General features: G+C 70.8%; 14 protein-coding genes. 7 read left to right on the top strand and 7 right to left on the bottom strand.

The annotated features are described in order from the left end of the window. Positions 1-110: 110 nt before the first annotated feature. Together ABD235_RS23385 and ABD235_RS23380 are read left to right on the top strand one after the other, a co-directional pair. Positions 111-437, top strand: a complete 327-nt coding sequence (locus tag ABD235_RS23385; protein ID WP_344177499.1) for a PadR family transcriptional regulator — start codon at positions 111-113, stop codon at positions 435-437. Then, positions 434-1,348: a hypothetical protein gene (locus ABD235_RS23380; protein WP_344177497.1), complete on the top strand. Its 915-nt coding sequence runs from the start codon at positions 434-436 to the stop codon at positions 1,346-1,348. Before ABD235_RS23385 ends, ABD235_RS23380 begins: the two co-directional genes overlap by 4 nt. Here the strand turns inward: ABD235_RS23380 and ABD235_RS23375 are convergent. Both ABD235_RS23375 and ABD235_RS23370 read right to left on the bottom strand, forming a co-directional pair. Continuing rightward, complete coding sequence (locus ABD235_RS23375; protein WP_344177495.1) at positions 1,292-1,840, bottom strand: GNAT family N-acetyltransferase; 549 nt, start codon at positions 1,838-1,840, stop codon at positions 1,292-1,294. The genes ABD235_RS23380 and ABD235_RS23375 overlap by 57 nt on opposite strands. Positions 1,841-1,848: 8 nt before the next feature. Further along, complete coding sequence (locus ABD235_RS23370; protein ID WP_344177493.1) at positions 1,849-3,144, bottom strand: NsdA family TPR-like regulatory protein; 1,296 nt, start codon at positions 3,142-3,144, stop codon at positions 1,849-1,851. A 231-nt stretch (positions 3,145-3,375) separates the two neighbouring features. Between ABD235_RS23370 and ABD235_RS23365 the strand changes: the two genes are divergently transcribed. Continuing rightward, positions 3,376-3,552 carry a hypothetical protein gene (locus ABD235_RS23365; protein ID WP_344177491.1) on the top strand — a complete coding sequence of 59 codons (177 nt, stop codon included), beginning with the start codon at positions 3,376-3,378 and terminating at the stop codon, positions 3,550-3,552. A 411-nt stretch (positions 3,553-3,963) separates the two neighbouring features. Here the strand turns inward: ABD235_RS23365 and ABD235_RS23360 are convergent, their stop codons facing one another. After that, positions 3,964-4,377, bottom strand: a complete 414-nt coding sequence (locus ABD235_RS23360; RefSeq protein WP_344177489.1) for a MarR family winged helix-turn-helix transcriptional regulator — start codon at positions 4,375-4,377, stop codon at positions 3,964-3,966. 29 nt (positions 4,378-4,406) lie between these two features. On the opposite strand from ABD235_RS23360, the gene ABD235_RS23355 reads away from it, so the two are divergent. Further along, a complete protein-coding gene (locus ABD235_RS23355) occupies positions 4,407-4,820 on the top strand; it encodes a MarR family winged helix-turn-helix transcriptional regulator (protein WP_344177487.1) in 414 nt (137 codons plus the stop codon). A 27-nt stretch (positions 4,821-4,847) separates the two neighbouring features. Here the strand turns inward: ABD235_RS23355 and ABD235_RS23350 are convergent, their stop codons facing one another. Beyond that, positions 4,848-5,918 carry a GNAT family N-acetyltransferase gene (locus ABD235_RS23350; protein ID WP_344177485.1) on the bottom strand — a complete coding sequence of 357 codons (1,071 nt, stop codon included), beginning with the start codon at positions 5,916-5,918 and terminating at the stop codon, positions 4,848-4,850. A gap of 43 nt (positions 5,919-5,961) precedes the next feature. Between ABD235_RS23350 and ABD235_RS23345 the strand changes: the two genes are divergently transcribed. Further along, positions 5,962-6,837 (top strand): proline dehydrogenase family protein, encoded by an 876-nt coding sequence (locus ABD235_RS23345; protein WP_344177483.1) that lies wholly within the window; start codon positions 5,962-5,964, stop codon positions 6,835-6,837. Positions 6,838-6,887: 50 nt separating this feature from the next. Here ABD235_RS23345 and ABD235_RS23340 read toward each other — a convergent pair whose 3' ends face one another. Next, entirely contained in the window at positions 6,888-8,339 is a 1,452-nt protein-coding gene (locus tag ABD235_RS23340; protein WP_344177481.1) for an MDR family MFS transporter, read from the bottom strand. Positions 8,340-8,456: 117 nt separating this feature from the next. Between ABD235_RS23340 and ABD235_RS23335 the strand changes: the two genes are divergently transcribed. Beyond that, the gene (locus ABD235_RS23335; RefSeq protein WP_344178720.1) at positions 8,457-10,703 is read left to right on the top strand and encodes an NACHT domain-containing protein; all 2,247 of its coding nucleotides are present in this window, start codon (positions 8,457-8,459) and stop codon (positions 10,701-10,703) included. A gap of 17 nt (positions 10,704-10,720) precedes the next feature. On the opposite strand, the gene ABD235_RS23330 is transcribed toward ABD235_RS23335, so the two are convergent. Continuing rightward, positions 10,721-11,539, bottom strand: coding sequence for an LLM class flavin-dependent oxidoreductase (locus tag ABD235_RS23330; protein WP_344177479.1), 819 nt, complete (start codon positions 11,537-11,539; stop codon positions 10,721-10,723). A gap of 140 nt (positions 11,540-11,679) precedes the next feature. Here ABD235_RS23330 and ABD235_RS23325 point away from each other — a divergent pair, with 140 nt between their 5' ends. Beyond that, entirely contained in the window at positions 11,680-12,555 is an 876-nt protein-coding gene (locus ABD235_RS23325) for a hypothetical protein (protein WP_344177477.1), read from the top strand. Here ABD235_RS23325 and ABD235_RS23320 read toward each other — a convergent pair. Further along, entirely contained in the window at positions 12,552-13,541 is a 990-nt protein-coding gene (locus ABD235_RS23320) for a GlxA family transcriptional regulator (RefSeq protein WP_344177475.1), read from the bottom strand. The genes ABD235_RS23325 and ABD235_RS23320 overlap by 4 nt on opposite strands. Between the last annotated feature and the right edge of the window lie 35 nt (positions 13,542-13,576).

Raw genomic sequence — 13,576 nt, 5'->3', positions numbered from 1 at the left:
GCAGACAAGCCACTGTCAAGGGTCGTGATGACGCCCGTGTGAGCACGAGATGAACGCTGCCGATATGCCGGTGATTGTCATATACCGATCAACTGACTATGGTCTGCGCCATGGCTTCCTCCGAGATGCGCGAGCCGACGTTCTTCGTGCTCGCCGCCCTGGCCGACGGCCGCAAGCACGGGTACGCCGTGATCGCCGAGGTCGCGACGCTGTCCGACGGCCGCCTCACGCTCCGGCCGGGCACCCTGTACGCCGCCCTCGACCGGCTGACCGAGCAAGGGCTGGTCCGTCCCGCCGGTGAGGAGGTGGTCGACGGCCGGCATCGCCGGTACTACGAGATCACCCCGTCGGGCGCGGACACCCTGGCGACCGAGGCGGCTCGCCTGCAGGCGAATGCCGAGCAGGCCTTCCGGCGCCTCCGGCTGGGGACGGCGTGAGCCGCCGGATGTCGTACGGCGTGAGTCGCTCGCCGTACGACGTGAGTCGGCTGGCCCTGGCCTGCTACCCGCGCTGGTGGCGCGCAGTACGCGGCGACGAGTTGCAGGGTGTGCTCGCCGACCTCGCCGAAGCCTCCGGCCGCGGCCGGCCCGATCCCCGGGATCTGCTCAACCTGGCCGCTCATGGACTGCGGCTGCGGCTGGCAGGGCAAGCCGCCGGAGTCCCCGGAGCCCGCGATCGGACCGCACTGATCGCCTCGGCCGTCGGATTCGCGTTCTGCCTGACGATCCTGGTGTTCGGTGAGCTGTGGACGCCTTCCGGGCGACGCCTGACCGTCGGCGCCCCGATCTACCTGGGCTGGATGCTCTCCGTCGCGCTGACCAGATCGTGGGGACGAGGTCTGTTGTTCGTCTGCGCCGTCGGTGCGGCGATCGCCCCGATCACCGGCTACGAACGGCCGAGGCTCTGGGTGCTCGGGTTCCTGTTGCTGCTCACCTGTCTGGCGGCATGTGGCCGGGTCGCGCCGGACCGCCGATCGCGGCGGCTGCTGCTCCTGCTGACCGCTGGGCTGAGTGTGATGATGCTGGCCGGAGCGGGCGCGTACGTCGTGTCCCGGTACACGCCGTACGGGTTGTACGGCGCGGGCGACCAGTACAACGTCGGGTGCTTCGCCTTCGCGGGATTCGGTGTCGCCGTGGTGCTCTGGTGGACCGGCCGCCGGGTGTGGGCGATCGGGGCGGGCGTCAACGGTCTGGTCTGGTTGAGCCTGCTCGCGCAGTCCCGGGTGGGGACCCGGACCGATGAGGGGTGGACGGCGGTGACGGCGTTCGCCGTCGGGGTCCTGCTCGCGGCGTCAGTCGCGCGGTGTTCCGGCCGCCCACTCGTCGGCGAGGATCGAGTAGAGCAGTGAGTCGCGCCAGGCGTTGTTGGTGAACACGTGGTCGCGGAGGTGGCCTTCGTAGCTGAACGCGAGCCGGTCGACGACGGCGATCGAGGCGGCGTTCTCGGGGCCGATCGCGGCGGTGACCCGGTGCAGGGCGAGCGGGCCGAAGGCGAAGTCGAGGATCAGCCGGCACGCGGTGGTGGCGTAGCCGTGACCCCAGTGGTCGGCGCCGATCGCGTACCCGAGCTTGGCGCCCTTGTGGACGCCGGGAGCGAGCCGGACGAACCCGATCACACGGTCGTCGTCAAGGCGGGTGACGGCGAGCATGTAGTCGGGCCGGCTCTCCTGGGCGGAGCGTTCGATCACGCCGTCCAGCATCTTGCGCCCGGACTCGGGCGTGTGGGTGGCGAAGGCCATCCAGTCGGTCACCCGATCGTCACCGACGACGGCGAACCAGTCGTCGAAGTCCTCCGACCGGAAGTCCCGCAGGCTGACGCCGTCGCCGGTGAGCGGATCCATCCCGCCTGCTACCGCGGGAAGCTCTGGATCGGCGTCCGGGTGAACATCTCGATCTCCTCCTGCAGCTCCCGGGCGTCGTCGGCGCGCCCGGACTGCCGCAGGGCCTGGTGGACCCGGCGGGCCGAGTGCACCACGCCGTTGATCCGGCGCTCGGCCGGCAGGCCCAGGACCGGGGCGATCGCGTCGGCGGCGCCGTCCAGCTCACCGCTCGCGATCCGGGTGATCGCCATCGCGGCGTGGCTGCCGGCGGCGTCGCCGAAGGCCCACTCCGGGTGCGACTGGTCGGTGTAGGCGTCGACGGCCTGGTTGGAGTACCGCTCGGCGGTCTCCATCTCACCCGGCAGCCAGGCCAGCGCGTCGGCGGCGTAGTACAGCTGCCGGTTGCGCCCGAAGGTGCACAGGCCGCCCATGTCGTCGAGCTCGTCGTTGCGGACCGAGGCCCACGCGTTCTCCGCCCGCTCCAGGGCGGCGCGGGTGGCGTCCGGGTTGCCGAGCGCGGCCCAGGCGCGGGCCTCGCTGACCGGGAGCCAGACGCTGGTGGTGCTGTTGGCCTGCTCCGCGTACCCGGCGCCCAGCTGCGCGTACCGGACCGAGTCGTGCGGGTTGCCGGCCCAGTACGAGACCAGGGACTGCAGGCCGCGCACCCAGGCGCGCAGGCCGTGGTGGTCGGCGTTGTCGGCGCACAGGAACGCCGTCCGGGCCTGGGTCAGGGCGGCGTGCGGGTTGCCCAGGTCGTGCGACGCCTTGGCGAGCAGACCGCCGGTGACGCCACCGAGGAAGTACAGCTGCCGCAGGTGTTCCGGACGCTGCCGGCTCTCCAGCAACGCGAAGACCAGGTCCTGGGTCTCGACCAGCTGGCCGAGGATCTCCGGCAGCGGGCGCTGCGGGTAGGCCTTCGCGACGTGTCGCACGTCGTCGTACACCTGTTCCATGGCCTCGCTCCCGAGACCGGTCTGGGCCGCGAGGGCGAACGCCCGCGCACGGCTGGCAGCCATGTCGAGTACCTCCATCTCATTCCCTGTCGTGATCCGCCCACTCGCGGCAGGTGCCGGCACCACCTGGGCAGCCTGCTCGGGGACGTACGGGGCGAGGAGCTCCTCGACCGGCTTGCCGAACATGCGTTGCAGGGTGCGCCGGGTCTGAGGAGTGGTCCCTGCGCGCTCGCCCGATGCGAGGCGCCGCAGGTGCCGCTCGGTGATGGTTCCACCCAGCTCGACGAACTCGGCGACGATCTCGGAGTAGGTCTGGTTCCGGCGCTGGATCAGGTGCGCCAGGACCGTTCTAGGCGCATACCTACCCGCCATCGTTCCTCCCGTTTCACGTCAGCTCTGACGTTGTCTCGACTCGTGCCCCACGACAAGGTCCAGTCACCCAGATGTCCGCGAGAGGTCCTGAAGAGGTCCGGCAAAGGTCCGCCTCAGGTCCTAGAGCGGTCACGCTCGGGTTGTGCACCATTACTGCCATGACAACCAGTAAGTCCAACTGGTTGCAAGGCCTGAGAGTTACGGGGTGAGCGAGTAGTGACAGTCGCGGAGATGACGTCGAGGCAGCACCGCCGCCGGGTGCGGGTCTGGTTCGGCGAGCACGTGATCGCGCAGTACGTCGCCGAAGCACCGCTGGCGGCGCGCTACGAGCAGGCGATGCGGAGGCGTTTCGCCGGCCTGCGGGTCACCAACGACCTCCTCGGGCCCCAGGACGGTTCGGACCACTAGACCTGCTCGGGTCCTCCTCAGACCCGAGCGGCTGCGCCCTGGAGTCTCCTCACGTCCAGGTAGCAGTGCACGGAAAGGTCCGGGAGACACTCCTCAGTCCCCGGACACCAACCCAGGTGCGGTCCGGAGCACTCCTCAGCTCCGGACCGCGCCGCCCACCAGCCCGGCTGGGCAGGCGGTTGAGTCCCTGTGTCGCCGCCGCCCAGCCGTTCCAACCACCTCTGACCGACACCTCGGGTCAGAGGCTGGGGTCAGTGTTCCCCGCCGGAGATCGGGCGGATTTGTCAGAGATGACCTCCGGCGCGGGACACGGACGGCTCGCGCACCTCATCGCGAGCCGCCCCCAGAGGCCCGCTCCGCTGTGTGACCACCGCGCCTGGGTGGTCACGCAGCGGAGCTGTTCGTACGGCGTCAGCCCCGTTCCGGCGACGCCGCCGCGCTCAGGTTGGCCGCCATCCGCCGCAGCACGCCGACCGTCACGGTGTACTCCTTGGCGTCGATCCCGGCCGTCACCTGCCGCCGGTGCGCGGTCACCCGTGCGGTCAGCGCCTCCAGTGCGGCCTGGCCGTCGGGCGTGAGCTCCTCGCCGACCAGCCAGCCGCGCGCCTCCAGTGGCGCGATCACGGCGGCCAGTTCGTCGGTCCCGCTCAGGAACGGCGCGAGCGCCACGGCGATCGGCTCGTCGCCCGCGGCCGCGTTCAGCACCTGCCACTGCCGGCGGTCCAGCCCGTCCTGCGCCAGCACCTGCTCGAACGACGCCTCGATCCGCCGGTCCAGCTCCTTCAGCCACCACCCGATAGGCTTGTTGTCTTCTGACATGTACATGTCAATGAGCATATATCTGGAGGACGTGGATGCCCAGCGCCGATCCGGTCGCCGAGGTCGAGGCCGCGATGATCGCCGTACGCCGTCGCCAGACCCGTCGCGTTTTCGCCGGTGAGGCCGGTGGCGACGCGAGTCAGCAGGTCCTCGACGCGCTGGAGGCGGCTCCGCTCGGCGTGAACGGCATCGCCGAGGCGCTCGGTGTCGACCAACCCCGCGCCAGCAAGCTCGTCGCCGCCGCGGTCGCTGCCGGTCTGGTACGCCGTGAAGCCGACCAGCGCGACGGCCGCCGAACCGTCCTGCTGCTCACCGACGCGGGCCACGCCCGCCTCGCCGAAGCCCACGCGTACCGCCAAGCCCGCTTCGCCGCCGCCATGGAGACCTGGTCCGCGGAGGAGCGGAAGACCTTCGCGGACCTGCTGACCCGCTTCGTGTCCGCGCTCTGATTCGGCAAACTCGCAGGTCAGAGCGATTCAGGTCCGCTTCTGGTCCGCCCGGGCCATCACATGGACCGCGAACGGCGCATCCGGCCGGACATCCTCCAACCCCTCGACCAGGCCCTCCGCGATGATCTCGCCGGCGTACTCCATCCCCAGCCGCTGCATCACCGCCCGCGACGCGCGGTTGTGCCGCTCGGTGAACGCGATCACGGCCCGAGCGCCCAGCGTCCCGAACGCGAACTCCAACCCAGCCGCCCCGATCTCGGTCGCATATCCACGCCCCCGCGCCGACTCCACCAGCGCCCACCCCAGCTCGAGCCGGTCAGCCGCCCACTCCGCCCCGACCAGGGCCGCGATCTGCTCGGTCACCGCCGACTCGGCGCGCATCCGCGACAACCCACCGCGCCCGACGAGGGGTCCTCCGCTCCAGCGCCCGCCGGGCGCCCCGCTCCCGTCCACCTCCCCACCGACCCGCTCGTACGCCATCCACTTGTGCACCCCGTCGCGCTCCCACGCGGCCCGCGCCCTCGACGCCCGCTCGATCGCGGCGTCGGCCGACAGCGTCTCGGCGTACCACTCAGCCACCCACGGATCCGCGTGCAGCCGCTCCAGGTCCGGCCCGTGTCCGCCCAGGACCTCCTCCGGCCCACCGATCGGCACCAGCGCCAGCCGCTCGGTCAGCCGCATCCGTACGGCGTGCGCCACGATCTCCAGCAACCGTCGATCTCCGTCGGTCCGCCCGACCATCAGCAACTCGACGTCGTCCGCTCCGACCCATGCCCCCGCGTCGTGCTTCCCCTCCTCCAGCCGAGGCGACGACAGATCCCCGTCGACCGTGACCAGGTAGTCGAGCTCCCGCCGTACCCGTCCCTCGTACGACCACTCCCAGTCCGCGACCGTCGCCAGCACCTCGCGCACGGTCCACCCGGTCTCCTCGAAGACCTCCCGCGCCAGCGCCTCCTCCGGCGTCTCCCCAGCCTCGACGTGCCCGCCGACGATGTCCCAGATCCCCGGGAACAACCGGCGCGACGCCGTCCGTCGGTGCACGTAGACCCGCGCCGACGCATCCCGGATCAAAGCCCCCACACAGTCGACCTCGCGCATCCTCCCAACCTAAATGACCCGCTCCGACCGGCAGACTCGGCGGATGCGTGCGGACCGGGCGATCCTCTTCAAGCTGGCCACCGACGAACGACTCGAGCGCCTGGTGAAGCGCGTCCCAGGAGGCGAGGAGGCCGCCTATCGCGCGGCGTCCCGGTACGTCGCCGGCCGCACCCGCGCCGAGGCTCTGGACCGAACAACCCGCCTCCTCGCCCAGGGACACGGCGTCAGCGTCGACCTGTTCGGCGAGCTCTCCACCAGTACGACGGACGCCCGCCGCGTCGCCGACGACTACCTCGAACTGGCCAAGCTCCTCCCCGAACCACCGGCCGACGTCTGGCTCTCCGTCGACCTCTCCCACTTCGCCCTCGACGTCGACCCCGCCGGTGCCGCCGACCTCCTCGCCGAGATCGCCGCCGCCCTCCCGCCCGGCCGCCGCATCCAGGTCGGCGCCGAGGACGCAGCCCGCACTGACCGGGTCCTCGCCTGCGTCCAGGACGTAGCAGCCCGCGGCCTCGCCGACCGCCTCGGCGCAACCCTGCAGGCCAACCTCGTCAGGTCCCCTTCCGACGCGGACACGCTGATCGCCGCGGGCGTCCACCTCCGCCTGGTCAAGGGCGCGTACGTCGAACCGCGCGGAGCCCACCCGTACGGCGAGCCCACCGACATCGCCTACCTGCGCCTCGCCGCCAAACTGGCCGGGCAAAGCACCCCCTGGTCCCTGGCCACCCACGACGCCCGCCTCCGCGAGGCAGTCCTGCTCGCCACCGACCAGGTCTCCGTCGAGCAACTCCTCGGCGTCCGCCCCGAAGCCCTCGACGACCTGCGCACCCGCCAGGTCCCCACCCGCGTCTACGTCCCCTACGGCCCCGACTGGTTCCGCTACTGGCTCCGCCGCGTCGCCGAGTCCCGCGGCGCCTGACCGACGACCACCGCAAGCGCCCAGCGACCGCGTTCCTCGCGCCGCGGCGCCTAGCCGCGGGCCTTTTCCTCGACGCGGTTCGGCATGAACACCACCGCGACCACCAGCAGCACCGCCGCCATGGCGGCGCCGTAGTACACGTCGTGGATCGCCGGAGCCAGTACGTCGCCCGACAGGTGCTCGAGGTCCTCGTGCGCAGCCCCGACCCGCGACGCGACGACCCCGTTCGCGACCGCGCCGAAGACGGCGACCCCGACCGCGCTGCCGACCGACCGGGCGAACATGTTGGCGCCGGTGACCACGCCCCGGCTCTGCCAGTCGACCGACGACTGCGCGGCGACGACACCGGGCGACGCGGAAAAGCCCAACCCCAGACCGATCACGAAGCAGGCCAGCGCGAGATACAGCACCGAACTGTCGGACGACACCGTGAGCAGCAGCGCCGACCCGATCACCACGATCACCGAGCCGAGCAGCATCGTCGTACGGAAGCCGACGCGCAGGTACACCCTGCCCGCCAGCGACGCCGCGATCGGCCACCCGAGCGTCATTGCCGCCAGCGCGAACCCGGCGACCAGCGCACTGGTCCCCAGCACGCCCTGCGCGTACAGCGGCACGTACGTCGACAGCCCGACCATCAGGACACCGATCAGCAGCGCCGACGAGTTCGCCGAGTTCAGCACCCGGTGCCCGAGCACCCAGAGCGGCAGCACCGGCTCGGGCGCCTTCCGCTCGACCAGGACGAACGCGAAGAGCAGCACCACCGACACCGCCAGGATCACGATGCTCGGGACCGAGTCCCACGCCCACATCACGCCGCCCTCGAGCAGCCCGAGCAGCAGCAGCGACCCACCGACGGCGAGCAGGATCGTCCCCCAGTAGTCGATCTGCGGCTTGGCGGACCCTCGTTCGACGTTCTCCTGGAAGCGCCGGACCAGCACCCACGCGGCGGCCAGGCCGAGCGGGATGTTCACGAAGAAGATCCAGCGCCACGAGATGTAGTCCGCGAACACGCCGCCGAGCGCCGGGCCGACGAACGACGAGATGCCCCAGACGCTCGCGATGTAGCCCTGCACGCGGGCCCGCTCGGCGACCGAGTAGATGTCGCCGATGATCGTCATCCCGATCGGCTGGATCGCTCCCGCGCCCAGACCCTGGACCAGCCGGAACGCGATCAGCGCGGGCATGCTCCAGGCGACCCCGCACAGGATCGAGCCGAGCACGAACAGCCCGACGCCGAGCAGCATGATCGGCTTGCGCCCGCGCAGGTCGGCCAGCTTGCCGTAGATCGGCACCGAGATCGCCTGGGCCAACAGGTAGATGGAGAACAGCCAGGGGAACTGCGTGAAGCCCCCGAGGTCCTCGACCACGGCCGGTACGGCGGTCGCGAGGATCGTCGCGTCGATGGCGACCAGGCCGACGCTGAGCATCACCGACAACAGGATGGGACCGCGTTCGGACCGTAGTCCGACGGCCGCCCGGTCGGTCTGCTCAGTAGTCATGACAAACCGCAACCTAGCTGAATACACAACCATTCCACGATCCGGGAACCACGTCGTGGAACGCACCGCCGGGCCGCGCACGGGGGACCAACCTGTGGATACTCTCCGTGGGTGAGGATGCGCGGCGTGCTGAGGGTCGTCCTCGTCGTGCTCACCCTCTCCCTCACCCTGGTCCTCCTCCCGATCGCCATCAACGTGGGCACCGGCGGCACCGCCCCCGCCTTCCTCGCGCCGTACGTCGACTGGACCTGGCCCGCGATCGGCGTGCTCTGGCTGATCGCGATCGTCACCGGCGTTTGGGAGCTCCGCAGCCGCCGCACCGGTACCCTCTCGATCCGCTCGGCAGACCAGCCCCGGAACCGCCCGAACGCCCTGGCCCGCGTCGACCGCTACCTGTCCGAGCGCGTCGCCGGCTCGCTGGCGCAGTACACCCGGCTCGCACTCGACCTCGACGAGAGCCCGGATGCCGTCGTCCGCCCGTACGACCTCCTGGTCCAGCCGCTGCACGGCACCGAGCCGGAGATCCGCGAGAACGCCGACATCGCGAAGGCGTTCGACGACCTGCAGGACTCGATGCTCATCCTTGGCGCTCCCGGCGCCGGCAAGACGACCCTCCTGCTCGATCTCGCCCGCACCCTGGCCGCCAACGCACGCAACGACCCCGATCAGCCGATCCCTGTCCTGGTCGACCTCTCCGGCTGGACCGGTCCGATCACCACCAGGCGCGAGGACGACGACCCTGGCGACAGCCCGCTGCTGGCCGGCTTCGTCCGCTGGCTGCTCCGCGACCTCCACAGCCGCTACCAGATTCCCGCCGCCGTAGGCCGGGTCTGGCTGCGCCGAGGCAAGCTGGCACTCCTGCTGGACGGTGTGGACGAGATAGCCCTCCAGCACCGAGTCAAGCTCGCTCCTGCCCTCGAGGAGCTCCAGCAGCGTTACCTGGTCGGCCAGCTCGCGGTCACCTGCCGCATCGCCGACTACGCCCGCCTCCCGCAGCCCCTCAAGCTGTACGGCGCGGTGCGCATCCGCCCGCTGACCCGCCGTCAGGTCCTCGACTACTTCACCTCCGTCGGCGCCGAGCTGGCCGGCGCCCGGGCCGCGATGGAGCAGGACGACGACCTCTGGGACCTGATCACCTCACCGCTGATGCTCAACGTGATGGCCCTCGCCTACCAGGGCCGCGACGCCGAGGAGGTGGCCGCGGGCGCGGTCGCCGACCACCGGCGCGACCTGTTCGACACCTTCCTTTCCGAGGTGCTCTCCCGCCACCGCCCGGCCAGCCGCCAGTACGACTCCCGCACAGCCCTCCGCTCGCTGTGGTGCCTGGCCTGGTGGACCCGCACCCGAGCCGGCGACCGCACCGCCGTACCGCGCTGGCTCACCCCCAACGGCTGGTACGGCCTGTCGCTCCCCTCCATCGGCTACCTGGTCCACCGCGTCTGCCTGCCAGCCCTGTTCGCCGGCCTGGTCGGCGGAGCGGCACTAGCCATCACCGCCCTGTACGGCGTACTGGCAGGCGTAGCCGTCGGAGCAACCAGCCTGCTGCTCGTCCACATCCGCCCCCGCCCGTGGCAGCCGCTCCGCAAGAGCCCAGGCCAGCCCAGCGCCCTGGTCGCCGCAGCCATGACAGCCACCGGTGCCGTAGCCGGCTTCGCCTCAGCGCTAGCAGGCGCCGCGGTCTTCGCCGCCCTCCCCAGATGGCTGGCCCTGCTCCTCCTAGCAGGAGCCGTCACCGCGTCGTACGGCTTCGAGCTGATCGTCTCCAACGGCCCCCGCCGCCGAGCCCTCCTCCTGGCCAGGCTCGCCGTCGTCACCGTCGGCACCACCCTGGTCCTCACCCAGCTGGACCACCCCGACGCCTTCCTGGCCTCCGCCGCAGCCGGCCTGATCGTTGCCCAAGGCATCCGTGTGGTCAAGGCCCTCCCCATGGACCACCTGGTCCGCCAGTACGACGACGCCCGCGACCTGATGGACCTCTGGGTAGTAGCCGGCCTGGCCGCAGCGGTAACAGTCGCCCTGGCCCTAGGAGCCAACCCAGCCTGGACCCAACTGGAAGCAATCCTGGGAATCGTCACCGGCGTAGTAGCCGCCAAAGCCTGGCGCCGCCGCCCCGCCCTCTTCGCCGGCCCCATCTCCCGCCTGATGCACGGCCTCCTCCTCCGCTGGACCGGCTACCTCCCCTGGCGCCGCCGAGCCTTCCTCCAGTACGCCGCCGACCGCTACGTCCTCACCCGCACCGGCCGCGGCGAGTACGCCTTCATCCACCTCCTGGTCCGCGACCACCTGGCCGAATGCGAACCAGACCTCCTCGCCGCCAAGGTCGACCAGCGCATCGCAAGCCGCAAACAACGCTCAACCCGCTAGCAAGTGATCGCCGGCGCCTACCGTCCGGCCAGGTCGGCCACGACCGGCGCGAGTGTGTCGGCGAAGTTGGCCCCGATGACGAAGGTCGAGAAGCCGATCTCCTCACGCCGGCGCTGGATTTCTTCGGCGGCCGCCGAAGGATCAGCAGGGAGGATGAGCAGCGAGTCGGCGGCCCGAAGCGCCGCGGTGTCGAGGTCGGGCGCGGCCATGTACGGCGCGACACCGTCACCGACGGCGGAGATGTGCTGGACGAGTTCGATGTCTCGGCCGCCGGAGAAGTCGCCGGCCCGCTTGGCGGTTTCGGCCCGGCCTTCTTCCGCCGAGAGGACGAACGTGACCGCGTCAGCGACTTCCAGCGCCAGCGCCTGCGACTTCGCTCCGCTGACCGCCATCACCACCGGCGTGTGCAGGTCAGGGCCGTCGAACCGCCGCAGGGCGGCGACGGTCTCGCGCATCCTGGCGCGACGCTCGGCGGCGGAGACGGCGGGCAGCCCCAGTTCCACTTCGATCCCGGGCCGGCCGGCGCCGATGCCCATCTCGAAGCGGCCTTCGGTGAGTACTGACAGTGAGTGGGCCTCCCAGGCCGTGCTCCATGGTTCGCGCAGCGCGGCGGCATAGACCCACGAACCGATCCGCAGGTCGGTGATCGCGGCCGCGGTCGCCAGCGTGGGGCCGAGAGCCGGCTGCCAGGTAGGGACATCGGGCATCAGCAACGTCGAGTAGCCGCTGTCGGCGATGCGGCGCACACGGTCCCGCCACGTCCGCAGGTCGGAATCGACCGGCGTAACAACCCCGAAGCGAAACGGTCTGGTGGATGGCCTGGCCTGGTCGTTCATCGTGGTTCTCCTGTCGCGGACTTGTTCGGTTGCCTTCTCCACGAACGCATCCCCCAGAATCCGACAACCGACCTGGGTCGGCTCCCTGACGGCTACTCTGTTGCCTCGATCTCGGACCTGGGGGGAACAGTTTGAGCACCGTGGATCCGGTCGCGGCCCGGCGTGCCCAGCGCCTCAGCCGGCAAGGTCAGCCGAAGTTTCTCGCCGGGGCGATCGTGGCCGGAATCGCTCAGCTGGGCGCTGCTTTCTGTTGCGGCCTGGCGATCGGCACCATGGTCGACCTGCTCCGCAGCGGGGTGATCGACAGCAGCTTCGCCGACAACGATCCAGCAGTGGACAGCGGCTTCCTCGGGCTGGCCACTCTGCCGGTGCTGTTGGTCGTAGGCGTCTTCGGGCTGATGCTGACCGGCGGCGTGACCAGGCACCTGATCGCTGCCTACACAGGCGGCGAGAAGCAGCCGATCCGGCAGACGCCGGTGGTGGTGCTGGCCGTCGCAGCGGGAGTCCTTGCCGACACCACGACCTGGACCACCCCGCTCCAGGTCGGCACGAAGGTCGATCCGGTCTTCCACGAGGACGAGAGCTGGAGCGCCTTCGGCTGGGTCATGTACCGCGCTGACGTCTGGCTCCCGGCGCTCCTGCTCGTGATCGCTGCCCTCGTCACCGTCTACGCGATCAAGCACAACCGGCGCCTGCGCCGGCAGATCGCCGACCGGAACCGACTCCTGACCGAAGGCCGCAAGGTCACCGGCGCCATCACCGACCTCTCCATCCGCACCTCGCAGAACGACCAGGGCCAGCGTTCCGTCGTGGGCGCCGACGTCGTCGTGAAGTTCACCGACCTGCAGGGCACGGACCGCTGGGTCACCCGCCGCGCGGAGAACCGTTCGGCCATCCCGACCGCCGACACGGCCCTAGTCCTGTTCGACCCGCTCCACCCCGAAGCAGACGACCTCGTCTTCGTGGCCTTCCAGCCCGACCCGCTGCCCGGCGACTGGATCGGCAACCTCGGCTAGACCTCACCAGATCCTCCTCCGCGCGGCCGGATGTCTCCCCTGGCGGGCGGCGCGAACGTTCGGCGATAGCGAGTGGGTGTGGTGCTGAGCACGCGGGTGAAGTGCTGGCGCAGGACCACCGCGCTGCCGAAGCCGGTAGCCGCGGCGATCTGGTCGATGCCCAGATCCGTGGTCTCCAGGAGTTCGCGGGCACGGTGGAGACGCTGGTTGATCAGCCACTGCAACGGCGTGGTGCCGGTCTGCGCACGGAATCTTCGGCTCAGCGTCCGGGTGCTCATCGACGCCTGGGCGGCCACGGCCGCCAGCGTCAGCGGTTCGGCCAGATGGGCGGTCATCCAGTCCTGCAGCGGTGCCAGCGAATCGTTGCCTGTAACAACAGGTGCCGGAACGTACTGCGCCTGACCGCCGTCGCGATGCGGCGCCATCACCAGGCGCCGCGCGACCGCCCCCGCGACCGCCAGGCCGTGGTCGCGACGGACCAGGTGCAGACACAGATCGAGCCCTGCAGTCACACCGGCCGACGTCAGCACCTCTCCCTCGTCGATGTAGAGCGCGTCGGTGACGACCTCCACCGCGGGATACCGCCGGGCCAGCTTCGCCGTGTGGTCCCAGTGGGTCGTGGCCCGGCGCCCGTCCAGCACGCCGGCGGCCGCAAGCACGAAGGCGCCGGTACAGATCGAAGCGATCCGTGCGCCGCGCCGATGCGCCTCGCGAACCAGTTCGACCACGTCCTGCGACGGCTCGACGGACGCGGGAACGATGACGGTCTCGGCGGTCAGCGCGGCTGTCAGGTCGTACGGCGCCTCGGCGCGGAACACCGGCCGGTCGTACGCCCGCACGCTCGTCCCACCGCGGTCGCCGCACACGCGGACCTCGTACAGGCGTTCACCGTCGGTCCGGCCGGTCGCGGCAGCGAAGATCTGGCAGGCGCCGGTGAGCTCGAGCCCGATCACGCCGTCGAGTGCGAGAACCGCCACGAGGTGCATGGCTCGAATCTAGCGAAGGATGGCTTTCCCGCCAC

Source organism: Kribbella lupini (assembly GCF_039529595.1).
Taxonomy (GTDB): domain Bacteria; phylum Actinomycetota; class Actinomycetes; order Propionibacteriales; family Kribbellaceae; genus Kribbella; species Kribbella lupini.
The sequence above is the reverse complement of the archived record's forward strand: the minus strand, read 5'-3'. Positions and strand labels throughout refer to the sequence as shown.

Excerpts from the sequence above, each read along its gene's own strand:
- ABD235_RS23385 (WP_344177499.1), top strand. The coding sequence starts at position 111 with ATGGCTTCCTCCGAGATGCGCGAGCCGACGTTCTTCGTGCTCGCCGCC.
- ABD235_RS23375 (WP_344177495.1), bottom strand. The coding sequence starts at position 1,840 with ATGGATCCGCTCACCGGCGACGGCGTCAGCCTGCGGGACTTCCGGTCG.
- ABD235_RS23370 (WP_344177493.1), bottom strand. The coding sequence starts at position 3,144 with ATGGCGGGTAGGTATGCGCCTAGAACGGTCCTGGCGCACCTGATCCAG.
- ABD235_RS23365 (WP_344177491.1), top strand. The coding sequence starts at position 3,376 with ATGACGTCGAGGCAGCACCGCCGCCGGGTGCGGGTCTGGTTCGGCGAG.
- ABD235_RS23360 (WP_344177489.1), bottom strand. The coding sequence starts at position 4,377 with ATGTACATGTCAGAAGACAACAAGCCTATCGGGTGGTGGCTGAAGGAG.
- ABD235_RS23355 (WP_344177487.1), top strand. The coding sequence starts at position 4,407 with ATGCCCAGCGCCGATCCGGTCGCCGAGGTCGAGGCCGCGATGATCGCC.
- ABD235_RS23350 (WP_344177485.1), bottom strand. The coding sequence starts at position 5,918 with ATGCGCGAGGTCGACTGTGTGGGGGCTTTGATCCGGGATGCGTCGGCG.
- ABD235_RS23345 (WP_344177483.1), top strand. The coding sequence starts at position 5,962 with ATGCGTGCGGACCGGGCGATCCTCTTCAAGCTGGCCACCGACGAACGA.
- ABD235_RS23340 (WP_344177481.1), bottom strand. The coding sequence starts at position 8,339 with ATGACTACTGAGCAGACCGACCGGGCGGCCGTCGGACTACGGTCCGAA.
- ABD235_RS23335 (WP_344178720.1), top strand. The coding sequence starts at position 8,457 with ATGCGCGGCGTGCTGAGGGTCGTCCTCGTCGTGCTCACCCTCTCCCTC.
- ABD235_RS23330 (WP_344177479.1), bottom strand. The coding sequence starts at position 11,539 with ATGAACGACCAGGCCAGGCCATCCACCAGACCGTTTCGCTTCGGGGTT.
- ABD235_RS23320 (WP_344177475.1), bottom strand. The coding sequence starts at position 13,541 with ATGCACCTCGTGGCGGTTCTCGCACTCGACGGCGTGATCGGGCTCGAG.